Origin of the sequence: Collimonas arenae, from assembly GCF_001584165.1 — a bacterium.
Classification (GTDB): Bacteria; Pseudomonadota; Gammaproteobacteria; order Burkholderiales; family Burkholderiaceae_D; genus Collimonas; species Collimonas arenae.
This window is the reverse complement of sequence record NZ_CP013233.1, coordinates 2,687,340-2,705,541: the sequence shown is the minus strand read 5'-3', so window position 1 is coordinate 2,705,541 and position 18,202 is coordinate 2,687,340. Positions and strand designations below refer to the sequence as shown.

At 56.2% G+C, this 18,202-nt stretch carries 15 protein-coding genes; 14 read left to right on the top strand and 1 reads right to left on the bottom strand.

Going from position 1 to position 18,202, the window contains the following annotated elements; all coding sequences use genetic code 11:
* The 11 genes from sdhA to CAter10_RS12485 all read left to right on the top strand — a co-directional run bounded on the left by sdhA (position 1) and on the right by CAter10_RS12485 (position 13,127).
* On the top strand, positions 1-1,779 hold the full coding sequence (gene sdhA / locus CAter10_RS12535) for a succinate dehydrogenase flavoprotein subunit (protein WP_061535322.1): 1,779 nt from the start codon (positions 1-3) through the stop codon (positions 1,777-1,779).
* A gap of 78 nt (positions 1,780-1,857) precedes the next feature.
* On the top strand, positions 1,858-2,571 hold the full coding sequence (locus tag CAter10_RS12530) for a succinate dehydrogenase iron-sulfur subunit (RefSeq protein WP_061533666.1): 714 nt from the start codon (positions 1,858-1,860) through the stop codon (positions 2,569-2,571).
* 117 nt (positions 2,572-2,688) lie between these two features.
* Positions 2,689-2,958 (top strand): FAD assembly factor SdhE, encoded by a 270-nt coding sequence (locus tag CAter10_RS12525; protein ID WP_061533665.1) that lies wholly within the window; start codon positions 2,689-2,691, stop codon positions 2,956-2,958.
* Positions 2,959-3,064: 106 nt separating this feature from the next.
* Positions 3,065-4,369 carry a citrate synthase gene (gltA, locus tag CAter10_RS12520; RefSeq protein ID WP_061533664.1) on the top strand — a complete coding sequence of 435 codons (1,305 nt, stop codon included), beginning with the start codon at positions 3,065-3,067 and terminating at the stop codon, positions 4,367-4,369.
* Positions 4,370-4,703: 334 nt separating this feature from the next.
* Positions 4,704-7,559, top strand: coding sequence for a 2-oxoglutarate dehydrogenase E1 component (locus tag CAter10_RS12515; protein ID WP_061533663.1), 2,856 nt, complete (start codon positions 4,704-4,706; stop codon positions 7,557-7,559).
* 57 nt (positions 7,560-7,616) lie between these two features.
* Complete coding sequence (gene odhB, locus CAter10_RS12510; RefSeq protein WP_061533662.1) at positions 7,617-8,879, top strand: 2-oxoglutarate dehydrogenase complex dihydrolipoyllysine-residue succinyltransferase; 1,263 nt, start codon at positions 7,617-7,619, stop codon at positions 8,877-8,879.
* A gap of 214 nt (positions 8,880-9,093) precedes the next feature.
* Positions 9,094-10,521, top strand: a complete 1,428-nt coding sequence (gene lpdA / locus CAter10_RS12505; RefSeq protein WP_061535321.1) for a dihydrolipoyl dehydrogenase — start codon at positions 9,094-9,096, stop codon at positions 10,519-10,521.
* 12 nt (positions 10,522-10,533) lie between these two features.
* Entirely contained in the window at positions 10,534-10,950 is a 417-nt protein-coding gene (locus CAter10_RS12500) for a hypothetical protein (protein WP_061533661.1), read from the top strand.
* Positions 10,951-11,129: 179 nt separating this feature from the next.
* Positions 11,130-12,227: a cell division protein ZapE gene (gene zapE, locus CAter10_RS12495; RefSeq protein ID WP_061533660.1), complete on the top strand. Its 1,098-nt coding sequence runs from the start codon at positions 11,130-11,132 to the stop codon at positions 12,225-12,227.
* A 106-nt stretch (positions 12,228-12,333) separates the two neighbouring features.
* Positions 12,334-12,876, top strand: a complete 543-nt coding sequence (locus CAter10_RS12490; protein WP_128083065.1) for a hypothetical protein — start codon at positions 12,334-12,336, stop codon at positions 12,874-12,876.
* A 17-nt stretch (positions 12,877-12,893) separates the two neighbouring features.
* On the top strand, positions 12,894-13,127 hold the full coding sequence (locus CAter10_RS12485; RefSeq protein ID WP_061533658.1) for a hypothetical protein: 234 nt from the start codon (positions 12,894-12,896) through the stop codon (positions 13,125-13,127).
* A gap of 26 nt (positions 13,128-13,153) precedes the next feature.
* Here CAter10_RS12485 and CAter10_RS12480 read toward each other — a convergent pair whose 3' ends face one another.
* Positions 13,154-13,852 carry a PP2C family protein-serine/threonine phosphatase gene (locus CAter10_RS12480; RefSeq protein WP_335340153.1) on the bottom strand — a complete coding sequence of 233 codons (699 nt, stop codon included), beginning with the start codon at positions 13,850-13,852 and terminating at the stop codon, positions 13,154-13,156.
* Positions 13,853-14,166: 314 nt separating this feature from the next.
* Between CAter10_RS12480 and CAter10_RS12475 the strand changes: the two genes are divergently transcribed.
* From CAter10_RS12475 to CAter10_RS12465, 3 genes are all read left to right on the top strand, one after another.
* Positions 14,167-14,373: a YdcH family protein gene (locus CAter10_RS12475; RefSeq protein WP_170850937.1), complete on the top strand. Its 207-nt coding sequence runs from the start codon at positions 14,167-14,169 to the stop codon at positions 14,371-14,373.
* 58 nt (positions 14,374-14,431) lie between these two features.
* Positions 14,432-16,495 carry a DNA repair helicase YoaA gene (locus CAter10_RS12470; protein WP_061533657.1) on the top strand — a complete coding sequence of 688 codons (2,064 nt, stop codon included), beginning with the start codon at positions 14,432-14,434 and terminating at the stop codon, positions 16,493-16,495.
* 235 nt (positions 16,496-16,730) lie between these two features.
* Entirely contained in the window at positions 16,731-18,185 is a 1,455-nt protein-coding gene (locus CAter10_RS12465) for a Ppx/GppA phosphatase family protein (protein ID WP_061533656.1), read from the top strand.
* The last annotated feature ends 17 nt before the right edge of the window (positions 18,186-18,202 follow it).

Sequence of the window (18,202 nt, the reverse complement as noted above, 5' to 3'; positions counted from 1 at the left end):
GTGGCTGCTATCAAATCCACAATTCCTACACGCCGCTTTGATGCGGTAATCGTTGGTGCCGGTGGTTCCGGTATGCGTGCTTCGCTGCAGTTGGCTGAAGCTGGTTTGAACGTTGCCGTGTTGTCGAAGGTGTTTCCTACCCGTTCGCACACGGTTGCTGCGCAGGGCGGTATTGGCGCTTCACTGGGTAACATGTCGGAAGACAGCTGGTACTGGCACATGTTCGACACCGTCAAGGGCTCGGATTATCTGGGTGACCAGGATGCGATCGAATTCATGTGTCGCGAAGCGCCTAAGGCTGTGTATGAGCTGGAACATTTTGGCATGCCGTTCGACCGTAACGCCGACGGCACCATTTACCAACGTCCGTTCGGCGGCCACTCGGCCAATTTCGGCGAAAAACCTGTTGCCCGCGCCTGCGCAGCAGCCGACCGTACCGGTCACGCGCTGTTGCATACGCTGTATCAGCGCAATGTCCGCGCCAAGACCCACTTTTTCGTGGAGTGGATGGCGATCGATCTGGTGCGCGATGCTGAAGGTGATGTGATCGGCGTGGTCGCGCTGGAAATGGAAACTGGCGACGTCATGATCCTGGAAGCGAAGACAACAGTCATGGCGACCGGCGGTGCAGGGCGTATCTGGGCGGCTTCGACCAATGCCTTCATCAATACTGGCGACGGCATGGGTATGGCAGCACGCGCAGGCTTGCCGCTGGAAGACATGGAATTCTGGCAGTTCCACCCGACCGGCGTAGCTGGCGCGGGCGTGCTGATTACAGAAGGCGTGCGCGGCGAAGGCGGTATCCTGATCAACGCCAACGGCGAACGTTTCATGGAGCGCTATGCACCAACCCTGAAGGATCTGGCGCCACGCGACTTCGTCTCGCGCTCGATGGACCAGGAAATCAAGGAAGGCCGCGGCTGCGGTCCGCACAAGGATCACGTGATGCTGGATCTGCGCCACATCGGTGCCGAAACCATCATGAAGCGCTTGCCATCGATCCTGGAAATCGGCCACAAGTTCGCCAACGTCGATGCGTTGAAAGAGCCGATCCCGGTCGTGCCAACCATCCACTATCAAATGGGCGGCATTCCTACCAACGTCTACGGCCAGGTTGTGGTGCCGAAGAACGGTATTCCGAATGCCGTCGTCAACGGCCTGTACGCCATCGGCGAATGCGCCTGCGTATCGGTGCATGGCGCCAACCGCCTCGGTACCAATTCGTTGCTGGATCTGGTGGTGTTCGGTCGTGCTGCAGGCAATCACATTGTCGACAGCAAGCTCAAGGAGCGCAGCAACAAGGCTTTGCCGGCGGATGCTGCCGACGTCGCCCTGGCGCGCCTGGCCAAGCTGGAAAACAGCACAGGCTCCGAGCGTGTGCAAGACGTCGCCGGCGATATCCGCAAGACCATGCAGCACTACTGCGGCGTGTTCCGTACCGACGAGTTGCTGCAGCAAGGCTACAAGGAAATCATGGTCTTGGACGAGCGTCGCAAGCATGTCGCGTTCAAGGACAAGTCCAAGGTGTTCAACACAGCACGTGTTGAGGCACTGGAGCTGGATAACCTGATCGAAACTGCCAAGGCCACCATTACCTCGGCTGCGGCTCGTAAAGAATCGCGCGGCGCCCATGCGCATCGCGATTATGAAAAGCGTGATGACGAAAACTGGATGAAGCACACCTTGTGGTACTCCGAAGGTAATCGTCTCGACTACAAGCCAGTGGTTACCAAGCCGCTGACAGTTGATACGTTCAAGCCAAAGCCACGTACATTCTAATTTGTCGGGACAGGGCAAGGCGTGCCACGCTGGCACCCGGGCTCTGCTCCACAATAATTAAAAACAAGAGGTATAGCCATGTCATCACGTACTTTGAAATTCAAAATTTACCGCTACGATCCTGATAAGGATACCAAGCCATACATGCAGGATCTGACGGTCGAGCTGCTGCCAACCGACAAGATGTTGTTGGATGCATTGCAGCGCATTAAGGCCGACGTCGACGATTCGTTGGCGCTGCGCCGCTCCTGCCGTGAAGGTGTATGCGGCTCGGATGCGATGAACATCAACGGCAAGAATGGTCTGGCGTGCACCACCAACCTGAACGAACTGACCGAACCTATCGTATTGAAGCCATTGCCAGGCCTGCCGGTGATCCGCGACCTGATCGTCGACATGACGCAATTCTTCAAGCAATACGATTCGATCAAGCCATTCCTGATCAACGATAACATCCCACCGGAAAAAGAGCGTCTGCAATCGCCTGAACAACGCGAAGAACTGGATGGTCTGTACGAGTGCATCCTGTGCGCTTGCTGCTCGACTTCCTGCCCATCGTTCTGGTGGAATCCCGACAAGTTCGTCGGTCCGGCCGGTCTGCTGCAAGCCTACCGCTTCATCGCCGACAGCCGCGACGAGGCAACCGGCGCGCGCCTGGACAACCTGGAAGATCCGTATCGCCTGTTCCGTTGCCGTTCGATCATGAACTGCGTCGATGTCTGCCCTAAGGGTTTGAACCCGAATGCAGCGATCGGAAAAATCAAGGAATTGATGGTCCGCCGGGCAGTATAAGAAAGAGCAAGCAGGGCGGAAGGACTCACGAGTTTTCCCGTCCTGGTTTTTGCAACAGTTTTAGAACTGTTCGTCGACAGCGGCGAACGGCGATATCAAATAGAATAAGTGGTTCACATGTCTATCACTCATCAAGCCGATCCTGCAAACCGAGCCCGACTGCGCTGGCGTGCGAGACGCGGTCTGCTTGAAAACGATTTGATATTGACCCGGTTCCTGGATGCGCATGAGGCCAGTATGACGGATGACGATGTCGACGCTTTTACGCGCCTGATGGAGCTATCCGACAATGAACTAATGGATTTGCTGTTGGTCCGTAAAGAGCCCGACGGCTTGCTGGATTTGCCGCAAGTGCATGTCCTGTTAGCCAGAATACGCACTGCTTAAGCCTGTATCTTCGCGGGCGGCGACGGCCGCCGAAGCTGTTGGACAGCTTGCAAGCACGTCTTTTGTTTTTTTGATTTAGAGTCACCTTTTGATTGAGGGAAGAGCCATGACCACCGCTGATACAAAAGCCACGCTATCGTTTTCCGATGGCAGCCCATCCGTAGAATTTCCTATTTACAAGGGCACCGTCGGCCCCGAAGTCATTGATATCCGCAAGCTGTACGGCGCTACCGGCAAATTCACTTACGACCCAGGTTTCATGTCGACAGCGGCGTGTAATTCGTCGATCACCTACATTGACGGCGACAAGGGCGAACTGCAGTATCGCGGTTACCCAATCGAACAACTGGCGGTCAATTGCGACTTCCTGGAAACCTGCTACCTGTTGCTGAACGGCGAATTGCCGACTGCGGCCGAGAAGGAAAAATTCGACGCCACCGTGACCCAGCACACCATGGTTCACGAGCAGATGCAATTCTTCTTCCGCGGTTTCCGCCGCGACGCGCATCCAATGGCCGTGCTGGTCGGCACCGTTGGCGCCTTGTCGTCGTTCTACCATGACTCGCTGGATATCACCGATCCGCACCATCGCGAAGTATCGGCCATCCGCCTGATCGCCAAGCTGCCGACGCTGGTCGCCATGGCATACAAGTACAACGTCGGACAGCCTTTCGTTTACCCGCGCAACGAACTGTCGTACAGCGCCAATTTCATGCACATGATGTTCTCGACTCCGTGCGAAGAGTACAAGGTCAACGACGTGCTGGTGCGTGCACTGGACCGTATCCTGACCCTGCATGCCGACCACGAGCAGAATGCTTCGACCTCGACCGTGCGCCTGGCTGGTTCGAGCGGCGCCAATCCGTTCGCCTGTATCGCCGCCGGCATCGCTTGCCTGTGGGGTCCTGCACACGGTGGCGCCAACGAAGCAGCCCTCAACATGCTGAAGGAAATCGGCACGGTCGACAATATCCCGGCATTCATCGCCCAGGTAAAAGACAAAAACTCCGGCGTCAAGCTGATGGGCTTCGGTCACCGCGTCTATAAGAATTTCGATCCGCGCGCCAAGTTGATGCGCGAAACCTGCTACGAAGTGCTGAATGAGCTGGGTCTGCATGACGACCCATTGTTCAAGCTGGCGATGGCGCTGGAAAAAGTAGCCCTGGAAGACGAATACTTCGTTTCCCGCAAACTCTATCCGAACGTCGACTTCTACTCCGGCATCGTGCAATCGGCGTTGGGCATCCCGACTTCGTTGTTCACAGGTATCTTCGCCATGGCGCGTACCGTCGGCTGGATTGCGCAATGGAACGAGATGATTTCCGATCCTGAGCAAAAGATCGGTCGTCCGCGTCAGTTGTTCGTCGGTTCGCCGACCCGCGATGTGCCTGCAATTGACAAGCGCGGCTGATCCGGCAACAGTAGAAGGAGTCTGTTAACATCCTGATACAACACAAAACAGCGAATCCATGGATTCGCTGTTTGCATTTCTGCAGGTTATGCTATGCTCCTATCCTGTGCCGATTTTCAGGGCGCGGCGTAGTAAAAACATGTGGTGAGCGTGTTTTGAAGGGCAGGCAAAAGAAGTACCCGAATTGGAAGTAGTAGTAAAAAAGAACACAGTCACTGTAATAAATAGAGCCCTTCCCCACAACTTGATGTGCAATCCGCTAACCGGTCAGGCCGTGTCGCGGAAGGTTATGTTAACCCGCTAATCTCGCGAAACGCGAAGAAAGGTGAGCAAGATGATGCAACAATACCGCTCTAATTCTTATCTCTTCGGAGGTAATGCACCGTACATTGAAGAGCTGTACGAGTCATACCTCGACAATCCCGGTTCAGTTGCCGACAACTGGCGTGCATATTTCGACGCCATGCAGCATGTGCCTGCCGTCGATGGCAGCGACAAGCCTGACGTCGGTCACGCATCCGTTATCGCCTCGTTCGCCGAGCGCGCCAAGCAAGGCCCAATCCGTACCATCTCCGCTTCAGCCGATGCTGAAATGGGCTTCAAGCGCGTTGCTGTAACGCAACTTATTGCCGCTTACCGCTACCTCGGTTCACGCTGGGCCAACCTGGACCCGCTGCAACGTCAGGAACGCTCCGCGTTACCGGAGCTGGAGCCAAGTTTCTATGGTTTCACCGATGCTGACATGGACATCGTGTTCAATATCAGCAACACTTATTTCGGTTCTGAAACGGCAACCCTGCGCGATCTGCTGAATTCGCTGCGCGAGACTTATTGCCGTTCGATCGGTACTGAGTACATGTACATCAGTGACCCGACCGAAAAGCGCTGGATGCAAGAACGTCTGGAGTCGACCCGTTCGGCGCCGGTATTCACAGCAGAAAAGAAAAAACACATTCTCGACCGCCTGACCGCGGCTGAAGGCCTGGAACGCTACCTGCATACACGTTATGTCGGTCAGAAGCGCTTCTCACTGGAAGGCGGTGAAAGCTTCATCGTCTCCCTGGATGAAACGATCCAGCGCGCTGGTGAAAAGGGCGTCCAGGAAATCGTGATCGGCATGGCCCACCGCGGCCGTCTGAACGTACTGGTCAACACCCTGGGCAAGATGCCGCAAGAGTTGTTTGCGGAATTCGAAGGCAAACACGCCGACGACCTGCCAGCCGGCGACGTCAAGTATCACCAAGGTTTCTCGTCTGACATCACCAGCCCTGGCGGCCCGGTGCACCTGTCGCTGGCGTTTAACCCATCTCATCTGGAAATCGTCAACCCTGTGGTTGAAGGTTCGGTCAAGGCCCGTATGGAGCGCCGCGGCGATACCGACGGTTCGCAAGTGCTGCCGATCCTGGTGCACGGCGATGCCGCTTTCGCCGGCCAGGGCGTCGTCATGGAAACCCTGAACCTGGCGCAAACGCGCGGTTACGGCACAGGCGGCACAGTGCATATCGTGATCAACAACCAGATCGGTTTCACCACTTCTGATCCACGCGATTCACGCTCCACACTGTATTGCTCGGACGTCGTCAAGATGATCGAAGCACCGGTGCTGCACGTCAATGGCGATGATCCGGAAGCGGTTGTGTACGCTACTCAGATCGCGCTCGACTATCGCATGGAATTCAAGAAGGATATCGTGGTTGATATCATCTGCTTCCGTAAGCTGGGCCACAACGAGCAAGATACGCCAGCACTGACACAGCCGCTGATGTACAAGAAGATCGGCCAGCATCCAGGCACCCGCAAGCTGTACGCGGACAAACTGACTGCGCAAGGCACCATCGCCGCGGATGAAGGCGATGCAATGGTCAAGGCTTTCCGCGACGCAATGGACGCCGGCAAACATACCGTCGATCCAGTCATCTCCAATTTCAAGAGCAAGTACGCAGTCGACTGGTTGCCGTTCCTGAACCGCAAGTGGACTGACGCCGCCGATACGGCAGTGCCGGCGACTGAACTGAAGCGCTTGGCCACCCGTATTACGACCGTGCCGGAAAACTTCAAGGTTCACGCACTGGTTGAGAAAGTATTGAACGATCGCGCAGCGATGGGCCGTGGCGAACTCAACCTCGATTGGGGTATGGGTGAACATCTGGCTTACGCGTCGCTGGTATCGTCGGGTTATGCAGTTCGCCTGACCGGCCAGGATGCAGGCCGCGGCACTTTCGTCCATCGTCACGCAGTATTGCACGATCAAAACCGTGAGCGTTGGGATGCAGGCAGCTACATTCCGCTGCAAAACATCTCGGAACAGCAAGCGCCGTTCAAGGTGATTGACTCGGTCTTGTCGGAAGAAGCAGTGCTTGGTTTCGAGTACGGCTATTCGACAGCAGAGCCAAACACATTGACCATCTGGGAAGCGCAATTCGGCGACTTCGCCAACGGCGCGCAAGTCGTGATCGACCAGTTCATCAGCTCCGGCGAAGTGAAGTGGGGCCGTGCTTCCGGCCTGGTCATGATGCTGCCGCACGGTTACGAAGGTCAAGGTCCAGAGCACTCGTCAGCTCGTCTGGAACGTTATCTGCAACTGTGCGCAGACAACAACATGCAAGTTGTGCAGCCGACCACTGCAGCGCAGATTTTCCATCTGCTGCGCCGTCAGATGATTCGTTTGTTCCGCAAGCCACTGGTCATCATGACGCCAAAGTCGTTGTTGCGTAACAAGGATGCCGGTTCACCATTGAGCGATTTCAGCAAGGGTGGCTTCCAGACAGTCATCGGCGAAGTCGATGAGAAGATCGATGCCAAGAAGGTCAAGCGTGTTATCGCTTGCTCGGGCAAGGTTTACTATGATCTGGTCAATGCACGTAAAGAACGCGGTCAGACTGATGTCGCAATTATCCGTCTGGAACAGCTGTATCCATTCCCGCACAAGGCGTTTGCTGCCGAACTGAAGCAGTTCCCTAACTTCAACGAGTTGGTGTGGGCTCAGGACGAACCGCAAAACCAGGGCGCTTGGCTGCAGATTCAACACAACATTTTTGAAAATCTGGAAGATGGTCAAAAGCTGGCATATGCCGGCCGTCCAGCCAGCGCATCGCCTGCTGTCGGTTACTACGACAAGCACTATGCGCAGCAAAAAGCGTTGCTGGATACGGCGTTTTCCAAGCTCAAAGGCTTTGTTCTTACCAAATAATTGACGACAGGGCGGGTCTGGATGACCCGCTCGCCGCAACATCTTACGGAGAATTAAATGGCACTTCTTGAAGTAAAAGTTCCGCAATTGTCGGAATCCGTCGCCGAAGCGACTTTGTTGACATGGCATAAAAAAATCGGCGATGCAGTCAAGCGCGACGAAAACCTGATTGACATCGAAACAGATAAAGTAGTACTGGAATTGCCGGCGCCAGCCGACGGCGTCATCGTTCAACTGATCAAGACCGACGGTAGCACCGTGGTAGCTGATGAAGTCATCGCCGTCATCGATACCGATGCTTCGGCCAAGGTCAGCCCGATGGAAGTCGCAGCTGTGCCTGTGCCGCAAGCCGGTCACGCACCGACACCGGTGGCAGCGCCTGAGTTGCAATCGCAATCGGCAGCAGGCATCGCTATGCCAGCTGCAGCGAAACTGCTGGCCGAAAACAATCTGTCCGCTTCGCAAGTTGTCGGCAGTGGCAAAGATGGCCGCGTTACCAAGGGCGACGCCCTTGGCGCGATTGCCAACAAGGCCGCCCCGACACCAGCGCCTTTGGCGCCGGTAGCCGCCAAACCAGCGTTGCAGCAAGTCGCAGCGCCAACCAAAGCCAATCTGGATGACCGTCCGGAAGAGCGCGTGCCGATGAGCCGCCTGCGCGCCCGTATCGCCGAGCGTCTGGTGCAATCGCAATCGACCAATGCCATCCTGACGACATTCAATGAAGTCAACATGCAGCCGGTCATGGATCTGCGTACCAAGTACAAGGACAAGTTCGAGAAAGAACACGGCGTCAAGCTGGGTTTCATGTCGTTCTTCGTCAAGGCCGCAGTTGCAGCACTGAAGAAATACCCGATCGTCAATGCATCGGTTGACGGCAACGACATCGTGTACCACGGCTACTTCGATATCGGTATCGCTGTCGGTTCACCACGTGGTCTGGTCGTACCGGTACTGCGCGATGCTGACCAGATGTCGATCGCCGACATCGAAAAGAAAATCGGCGAATTCGGCGCCAAGGCAAAAGATGGCAAGCTGACCCTGGACGACTTGACCGGCGGCACATTCTCGATCTCCAACGGCGGTACTTTCGGTTCGATGCTGTCGACGCCGATCATCAACCCACCGCAATCTGCCATCCTGGGCGTGCATGCGACCAAGGATCGTGCGGTGGTCGAGAACGGCCAGATCGTGGTGCGTCCGATGAACTATCTGGCCATGTCTTACGATCACCGTATCATCGACGGCCGTGAAGCAGTGTTGGCGTTGGTTGCAATGAAAGAAGCGCTGGAAGACCCGGCCCGCCTGTTGCTGGATCTGTAAGCGTTAATTCGCGAAGCGAGCGCGCCCTGATTTCCATTTTTCGATCCAGCATTCGATGGAGCGGAAAATGGAGCAGGGCGCGTCGTTTAGGTGGCTACGTAAGCATGCAGCTAAGTGAATGATGTGCGCCTTGTCTACGTAGCTTGCCTGGATCGCAGAGCAGTCAGGTCTGCAGGCCAGGAAAATTGACAGGGCAATAACTCGAAGGATGGAAATGAGCAAACAATTTGATGTCGTGGTGATCGGTGGCGGTCCCGGCGGCTATATCGCAGCAATTCGCGCCGCACAATTGGGTTTCAATACAGCATGTATTGATGAGTGGAAAAATGCCAAGAACGGTCCGGCGCCTGGCGGTACGTGCACCAATGTTGGTTGCATCCCTTCCAAGGCGTTGTTGCAGTCGTCCGAACACTACGAGCACGCTGGCCATGCATTCGCCGAGCACGGTATCGAGGTCAAGGGCTTGGGCCTGAATCTGGGACAGATGCTGGCGCGCAAAGACAATGTCGTCAAGCAGAACAACGAAGGCATCCTGTACTTGTTCAAGAAGAACAAGGTCACTTTTTTCCATGGTCGCGGTTCGTTCGTCGAGGGCGATGCCAACGGCTATGAAATCAAGGTTGCCGGTGCGACAGAAGAAACCATCAGCGCCAAGCACATCATCGTGGCGACGGGTTCCAATGCGCGTGAATTGCCGGGTGCGCCGTTTGACGAAAAACTGATTCTGTCGAATGCCGGCGCACTGGCAATTGACGCGGTTCCAGCTAAACTGGGAGTGATCGGTGCCGGTGTCATCGGTCTCGAAATGGGTAGCGTCTGGCGCCGTTTGGGATCTGAGGTCAGCGTACTGGAAGCATTGCCGACTTTCCTCGGCGCAGTCGACGAACAGATCGCCAAGGAAGCCAGCAAACTGTTCACCAAGCAAGGTTTGAAGGTGAGCCTGGGCGTCAAGATCGGTGCGATTACTGCTGGCAAGAGTGATGTCACCGTCGAGTATGTCGACGCCGCTGGCGCCGCACAAAAAGCTGTGTTCGACAAGCTGATCGTGTCGATCGGCCGTATCCCGAACACCATCGGCCTGAACGCCGAAGGTGTTGGCCTGCAACTGGACGAGCGCGGTTTCATCGCGGTCGACGGCGATTGCAAGACCAACCTGCCGAACGTCTGGGCGGTTGGCGATGTGGTGCGTGGCCCGATGCTGGCGCACAAGGCTGAGGAAGAGGGCGTTGCCGTTGCTGAGCGTATTGCCGGACAGCATGGCCATGTCAACTTCAACACGATTCCGTGGGTGATCTATACCTCGCCTGAAATCGCGTGGGTTGGCAAGACAGAACAACAACTGAAGGCGGATGGAGTAGCATACAAGGCTGGCACTTTCCCGTTCCTGGCGAACGGTCGAGCGCGTGCCTTGGGTGACACCTCGGGTATGGTCAAATTCCTGGCAGATGCCAAGACCGACGAAATCCTGGGTGTTCACATTGTTGGACCAATGGCATCAGAACTGATTTCAGAAGCCGTGGTGGCGATGGAATTCCGTGCATCTGCGGAAGATATCGCCCGTATCTGCCATGCGCACCCGTCCTTGTCGGAAGCGACCAAGGAAGCGGCGCTGGCAGTGGACAAACGGTCCCTGAATTTCTAAGGGAGAAGCAACATGCGTTATCTGATCCTGTCGTTGGGAGTGGCACTTTCCGGCTGCGCGACTACAGCATCGGATAACGGTCACGTGTTGATCGAAGCCACTTCCGCTAGTCAACAACTGGCAGGTGCACGCTGTATAGTCAAGACCGACAGTAGCCGCTGGGATGTCGTCACTCCTGGCGATGTCCTTATCGTTGCTGCCGATGGCGATTTGCATGTGGTGTGCAACAAGCCAGGCTATCGTACTTCGGAAGTGGTTTATCGGGCTCCTCCGGGGCTGAATTCCCCGAGTGTCGGAATTGGTGCTGCCGGTGGCAGCGGCGGTATCGGCAGCGCCGGTGCCGGTCTGGGCGTCAACCTGCCGCTGACTTTCAGCGGCAAGGAAAAAGCCTACCCAAGCCGTGTCCTGATAGAGATGGGGCCTTCGTAATCGAGTCCATTGTCGTTCCGGGTTGATATGGGCGGGCGCAAGCTCGCCCATTTTTGTTTTGCCTGTGTGTCGGCAACGGGTGTCGGACAAGGCAGACCAGGATTGCCGGTCTGTTAAGATTTTATTGATTTTATCGGTCGCAGCATTGATTTTGGCCTTCCATCAAGAATTGAAAAACAATGAACGTTTTAGAGTTTTATGAACAGGCACTGACGCAGCGCGGCTTCCAGGCCGACGAGGCGCAACGACGGGCTGTTGAACGCTTGCAGCGGGCTTATGATGAGTGGGTTGCGTACAAGGCGCAGCGTTCCAATTCGTTCAAGCGCCTGATCAACCGTCCAGAAGTGCCGCGTGGCGTCTACATGTGGGGCGGCGTCGGGCGTGGCAAATCATTCTTGATGGACAGTTTTTACTCCGTAGTGCCGGTGGTGCGTAAAACCCGCCTGCATTTCCACGAGTTCATGCGCGCCGTACATCGTCAGATGGATGAGATGAAGGGCGTTGCCGATCCGCTGGACGAAGTGGCAAAGCGGGTGGCGAAGAAATACCGGCTGATCTGTTTCGATGAATTCCATGTCTCCGATATTGCCGACGCCATGAGTCTCTACAATCTGCTCAAGGCGCTGTTCGACAACGGCGTGTCGTTTGTCATGACCTCGAATTACGAGCCGAGCACCTTGTATCCGGACGGCTTGCATCGCGATCGCATGCTGCCGACCATCAAGCTGTTGCAGGATAATCTGGACGTAATGAATATCGATGCCGGCATCGATTATCGCAAGCGCGCGCTGGAGCAGGTCCAGACCTATCACTCGCCGCTCAATGCCGATACCGACCGCGCCTTGCGGCACGCTTTCGCGGGCGTTGCTGAAACTGCCGACGAAGACCCGATGGTCGACATCGAAGCGCGTAAAATAAAGGCCTTGCGCCGGGCGGGCGGGGTGATCTGGTTCGATTTCAATACCCTGTGCGGCGGTCCGCGCTCGCAGAATGATTATCTGGAAATTGCCAGCCGCTTCCATACGGTGATATTGTCCGGTATCCCACAGATGTCGGCAGCGATGTCTTCCGAAGCGCGTCGCTTCACTTGGCTGATCGATGTGTTTTATGATCACAAGATCAAGTTGATCATGTCGGCTGCGGTGCCACCTGAGGAGTTATATACGCAGGGCATGCTGGCGAATGAGTTTCATCGCACCGTGTCGCGTATTGTCGAGATGCAGTCGCGCGAATATATGGATGCTGAGCGGCGCTCCGAAGCGGATTCGATCGTGTAGGTAGATACCGTTGCAGGCCGCCCCGAATAATGTTGAGAAATGGATAGGATCACGTGGAATTCGCCTCTTTGATTTTGGCTTCTCTATCACCTTCGCCAGCCGTCGCTTGCGTCAAGCGGGGGCCTTGCTCGGCATGACCGCCGCGTTGTTGACCTTATCGGCCACGACACAAGCCGCGGACGCCGTGGCGCCGTTGAAATCGGTTACTGAGCCGGCTACGGAACTCACGGCACGCTATCCGCTGGAGTCGCTGACGACGGTGGAAACCGCAAATAAGGCGGTAGCCGACGTCGCTGACGCCAAGGCCGAGGTTGAGGCGCGGGATCTTGAGCAACGACGGGCCTGTTATCAAAAATTCTTCATGAATTATTGTCTCGACCAGGCCAAGGAGCAGCGCCGATTGGCGATGAAGACGATTCGTCCTGTCGATATCACAGCCAACGCCTTTTTGCGTCGCGATCGTGCCGATGAGCGTGACCGCGCGCTAGAAATACACGACGCCGGCTTGCCTGCCGAGGCTGCGCAGAAGGCGCAAGACCAGAAGGAAAAGAACTGTCGAATGCCGACAAGGTCAAGCAGAGTGCAGCAAAGGAAAAAGAAGTTCAGGCCAATACCGCCAAGCATGCCGGTGAAGCCGACAAGCGCGTAGCAGACCATAATGCACGCGTGAAAAAGGCGCAGCAGGATGAAGCGGCGAAGGCACAGCAGCGCGCCGACAATGTTGCCGCTTTTGAGAGAAAGGCAAAGGAATCGGCCGCACGCCAGCGCGAGGTGGCGGCGAACAAGGCTGAGAAGGCCAAGGATCTGGCGGCCAAGAAGGCTGCCGCTGCAGCATCGGCGACTTCTACACCAGCAAGCGCCGCCCCAGCAGCATCGGCGCCGCCGGCAGCGACACCGTAAATCAGGCTGTCATTGCGCTGCGCGGCTTACACTGCGCGGCGCATCTTCTTGATTGTGTAGTTCTGCGGCTCCTTGGGGGGCGCCACCAGTTTGACGATCGCAAACGTGCAGTTGTCGGCAGCATGGCCTTCGGAGCGCTTGCGAGTCTTGGTGATCAGCATTTCGGCAGCATCGCGCGGTTTGTTCATGGCGATGGCCGCGCCCAGTTCATCTTCCGTAAAGTAATGCCAGAGGCCGTCCGAACAGAGCAGGAAGGCGTCGCCTGCTTTCAGGCCGGTGTGGCGGCCGATGGTGACTTTTGGGGTTTCGGTGCTGGAGCCGAGCGCATTGAGCAGAATGTTCGACAGGTTGTGCGATTTGGCTTCGGTGCGCGACAGTTTACCTTCGCTGACCAGTTTTTCGACATATGAGTGGTCAATGGTGTGTTCGGCGAAGTTGGGGCCGTCAAAACGATACAGGCGCGAATCGCCCACATGACCCCAGGTAGCGGTGCCATCCGGCGCCAGTACCAGGATCACCATCGTCGTGTGCGGATCTTTGTCATTCGAGAAACCGCTCAGCTTGATGACGGTGTGCGTTTCCAGCGCAATGTTGTGCAGCATCTCTTCAACATTGTCGGCCAGCGGCGAAAATCCTTCGAAAATCTGTTTCGCGGTGCAGATGACCTGCTCGGCAGCGAGCGCGCCGCCAGTGCGGCCGCCCATGCCGTCTGCCAGTACCGCCATCATGTAACCTGGCGCCTTGGGGCGGTAAACAATGCGGCGCGGTCTTGTTGTTCCTGACGGTCGCCGATGTGCTGGCCCGTTCCTGCTTCGATCTTGTATTGGCTCATTCGTCTGGGTAGATTAAACTGCATCCTGTTCTAGGTAATTCCGTATTTGCTGATTGCACGCCAGCTTGCTATCAATCAGGCGATAATTCAAGCCTGCTTGCTCGCTTTGTTTACTTTGCTTAGACGGGCAAGGCGGATCGGGAATTATTATACGCACGTATTATTTTAAAAGTGTTTCCATGTGTCAACGTTTTCCAACTTCAGAATATGACCATGATTGATCGGGAAGAAATCCTTCGTCGCATTATAGAACTCGAAGTCGAGCATCGCGACCTGGATGCCGCCATTCATACCATGACGAATCAGGTCCTGCATGAAGAATTACAATTGCGTCGCTTGAAGAAGCGCAAGCTGCAGCTGAAAGATCAGATAACGCTGCTAAGAATGCAATTAATCCCTGATATCCCTGCCTGATAGCCCACACCCAGGCTGATAAGATATACCTGTCATCAGCCGTTCTCAGTAAGTTACCTTGACCGAAGATACATCTCTCCCGCCTGCCGAAGGCCAAAGTGCTGCTGTTGCCGTTGTTGCCAGCGGCACGCACGACGACGACGTTGACCGCCTGTTTGCCAGTTCCGGCCCGCTCGGACAGGCAGTCGGCGGTTTTCGTCCGCGCCAGGCGCAAACTGAAATGGCGAAAGCCATCGCCGATGCGATTGCCCAGCAACGCACCTTGATCGCCGAGGCCGGTACAGGTACCGGCAAAACTTTCGCTTATCTGGTTCCGGCTTTGCTGTGGGGCGGCAAGGTGATCGTCTCGACCGGCACCAAGAACTTGCAGGACCAGTTGTTTTTACGCGACATCCCAACTGTGCGTAGAGCATTGAGTGCACCGGTTTCGGTCGCGCTGCTGAAAGGCCGTGCCAACTACGTCTGTCATTTCCACCTGGAGCGCACGCTGCAGAACGGTCGCATGACTTCGCGGGAAGATGTCGGCTACCTGCGCGAAATCTCGCGTTTCATGAAAACCACCTCATCCGGCGACAAGGCCGAATTATCGAAGGTGCCTGAGACTGCACCGATCTGGAACCTGGTGACATCGACCCGTGATACCTGCATGGGCGCTGAGTGCCAGTATTATCAGGACTGTTTTGTGATGAAGGCGCGCAAGGAAGCGCAACAGGCCGATGTGGTGGTGGTTAACCACCATCTGTTCTTTGCCGACGTGGCGTTGAAGGACACAGGCGTGGCGGAGTTGCTGCCATCGGCAAATACCATCATTTTCGACGAGGCGCACCAGTTGCCGGAAGTAGCGACGCTGTTCTTCGGCAATACCGTGTCGACTTCGCAAATCCTGGAATTGTGCCGGGATGTGCTGGCAGAAGGTTTGTCGCATGCGCGCGACGGCGCCGATTGGGCGCAAGTGGTGCTGCCGGTTGAGAAAGCTGCACGCGATCTGCGGCTGGCTTTTCCGCAGGATGTGGTGCGATTGGCGGTGAACCAGATTGCGCCGTCGAGTGTATTCTTTCCGGCGCTGGAGACCATGCGGCAGCAGCTACACGGCATGATCGCGGTTCTTGAGAAGCAGGCCGAACGGGCAGAAACCATCGAACAGTGCCGCACTCGCGCCGTCGAACTGGGTTACAAGCTGGACGGTTGGAACAGCGCACCGGCAGCGGCAAGCGGCAAGACGCCAAAGAAGGCCAAGGGCGACGATGGCGAGGACGAGGGCAGTGTACTTTGGGTAGAGGCATTTTCCTCTTCGTTGCAGCTGCACCAGACACCACTGTCGATTGCGCCAATCTTCAACAAGCAGCGCGAAGGCGTTGCGCGCTCTTGGATATTCACCTCGGCGACGCTGGCGGTGAAGAACGATTTCCAGCACTACGCTTCGCAAATGGGCTTGTGGGATGAGCCGGCGCAATCCTGGCCCAGTCCCTTCGATTATGGTCAGCAAGGCCTGCTGTACGTACCGCAGAACCTGCCGCAGCCGAATTCGCCGGATTATACCGATGCCGTTATCGACGCCGCGTTGCCGGTGATCGAGGCTTCCGGCGGACGCGCCTTCCTGTTGTGTACGACGATCCGAGCGGTTAATCGTGCCGCCGAAAGGCTGCGCGCCGAGTTCGAGGCGCGGCATCTGAATTTTCCGCTGATGGTGCAAGGCGAAGCTGGGCGTACCGAATTGCTGGACCGCTTCCGCGCCGCCGGCAATGCCGTGCTAATCGGCAGCCAGAGCTTCTGGGAAGGTGTCGATGTGCGCGGAGAGGCTCTATCGCTGGTGATTATCGACAAATTACCATTTTCGCCGCCAGATGATCCGGTATTGGCGGCACGCATCGATGCTCTGGAGGCAAAAGGCATGAATGGTTTCATGCATCACCAATTGCCGGCCGCCATCATTAACCTGAAGCAGGGCGCCGGTCGCCTGATTCGCGATGAAACCGATCGTGGCGTGCTGATGATTTGCGATCCGCGGCTGATCTCGAAGGGCTATGGCCGTCGCATTTGGCAAAGTCTGCCGCCGTTCAAGCGGACCCGCGAACTCGATGTCGTGCAGGCGTTCTGGAGTACTCAGCCTGTCGAGGGATGAGTCAGCGGATTGCGCTTGTGGGGCGACGCATCGTGCAGTACATTGTGATGTCGATGCGATAAATTTTCGCCTGACGCAATGGGGGATGATTGGGCAAACGTTCCTTCTTGTTCCTCTGAATTTGTCATCAAGTCGTAATAATCAGTCTTTATTGTCGCAGCTTGCCTCTTGCGAGGAGCGGTAACTTGGCTTGAGTTGTTTTTTTGTCGAACGTTCGTTTGGATAAAGGTAAGCAATGTTTGCAGCGGTAGATTTGGGATCAAACAGTTTTCGTTTGCATATCGGCAAATACAATGGTGACGCCATCCGCGTCATCAAGAGTGCTCGCGACCCGATTCGACTGGCTGCCGGCCTCGACAGCAAGGGCTATCTGACCGAGCAAGCCATGCAGGTCGCGCTGGACTCCCTGTCGCGCTTCCGCGATATCCTGGCCGACTACCAATTGGAAGCGGTGCGCGTGGTGGCGACCAATACCCTGCGCATTGCCAAAAATGCCGCCGAATTCCTACCGATCGCCGAGCAGGCAATCGGCTATCCGATTGAAATCATTTCGGGCGAGGAAGAAGGGCGCTTGATCTACATGGGCGTCGCCAGCATGCTGCGGCTGCCGAATGAAAAACGGCTGGTGCTTGACATCGGCGGCGGTTCCACCGAGCTGATCTTGGGGCGTGGTCAGCAGATCGAGCGGGTTGAATCGTTTGGCATCGGTACCGTCAATCAAAGCCTGGCTTTCTTTGCCGATGGCCAGATTACTGCCGCGGCGTACGATGCCGCTGTGCTGTCCGCGCGCAGTCATTTTGAAGACGCAGCGCCACCATACCGGCCGCAGAACTGGAGCCACGCCTATGGTTCGTCGGGCACTATCCGGGCGATTGCCGAAACCATCGAACGAAACGGCCTAGGCGACCATCGCTTGTCCTATACCAGCCTGGAAGCGCTGAAAAACTGTTTTGTCGAATTCGGACATGTCAGCCGCATCGACCTGTTGGGCATGAAGCCGGAACGCGCTGCCGTGATGGTGGGCGGCCTCGCGGTGCTGATTGGGCTGATGCAGGAGCTGGGCATAGAGGTGATCCAGCCGATCGAGGCGGGCCTGCGCATGGGGGTCATGTGGGATTTGCAGTTGCGCGGCACGCGCCTGGATCGACGCGACCAGTCGGTACATGACTTTTCGCAACGTTTTCATGTTGATCAACTGCGCGCCAGTCGCGTTGCTGAGACGGCAACTTCATTGTTCGACATGCTCAAGCCGACTAGCGATGTGCTGAGCCAATACCTGCACTGGAGCGCGCTGCTGCATGAAGTGGGTCTGGTCGTGTCGCAAAGCGGTTATCACAAGCATGCAGCTTATCTGATTGAAAATGCCGACCTATCTGGATTCACCACTCGCGAACAGCGTGCGATGAGCATGCTGATCCTGGGCCAGAAAGGCAATCTGCGTAAAATCAGCGATGCGTTGCTGGATCCGGACTTTTCCAAGGCGGTGCTGGCGCTGCGTCTGGCGGTCATGTTCCTGCATTCGCGGATCGAGGTCGATCTTGACGAATTGCGCCTGAAGATGAAGAGCAAGATCGAGCTCGATATTAAGCACGACTGGATCGAGGATCATCCGACAGCCAGTTACTGGATGGCCAAGGAGCAGGATTTCTGGCGTGAGATTGGTGTCGATTTCGCGATTCGCACGACTTGATTGATTCGATTGGATTT

Excerpts from the sequence above, each read along its gene's own strand:
- CAter10_RS12530 (WP_061533666.1), top strand. The coding sequence starts at position 1,858 with ATGTCATCACGTACTTTGAAATTCAAAATTTACCGCTACGATCCTGAT.
- CAter10_RS12525 (WP_061533665.1), top strand. The coding sequence starts at position 2,689 with ATGTCTATCACTCATCAAGCCGATCCTGCAAACCGAGCCCGACTGCGC.
- gltA (WP_061533664.1), top strand. The coding sequence starts at position 3,065 with ATGACCACCGCTGATACAAAAGCCACGCTATCGTTTTCCGATGGCAGC.
- CAter10_RS12515 (WP_061533663.1), top strand. The coding sequence starts at position 4,704 with ATGATGCAACAATACCGCTCTAATTCTTATCTCTTCGGAGGTAATGCA.
- odhB (WP_061533662.1), top strand. The coding sequence starts at position 7,617 with ATGGCACTTCTTGAAGTAAAAGTTCCGCAATTGTCGGAATCCGTCGCC.
- lpdA (WP_061535321.1), top strand. The coding sequence starts at position 9,094 with ATGAGCAAACAATTTGATGTCGTGGTGATCGGTGGCGGTCCCGGCGGC.
- CAter10_RS12500 (WP_061533661.1), top strand. The coding sequence starts at position 10,534 with ATGCGTTATCTGATCCTGTCGTTGGGAGTGGCACTTTCCGGCTGCGCG.
- zapE (WP_061533660.1), top strand. The coding sequence starts at position 11,130 with ATGAACGTTTTAGAGTTTTATGAACAGGCACTGACGCAGCGCGGCTTC.
- CAter10_RS12480 (WP_335340153.1), bottom strand. The coding sequence starts at position 13,852 with ATGGCGGTACTGGCAGACGGCATGGGCGGCCGCACTGGCGGCGCGCTC.
- CAter10_RS12475 (WP_170850937.1), top strand. The coding sequence starts at position 14,167 with ATGACCATGATTGATCGGGAAGAAATCCTTCGTCGCATTATAGAACTC.
- CAter10_RS12465 (WP_061533656.1), top strand. The coding sequence starts at position 16,731 with ATGTTTGCAGCGGTAGATTTGGGATCAAACAGTTTTCGTTTGCATATC.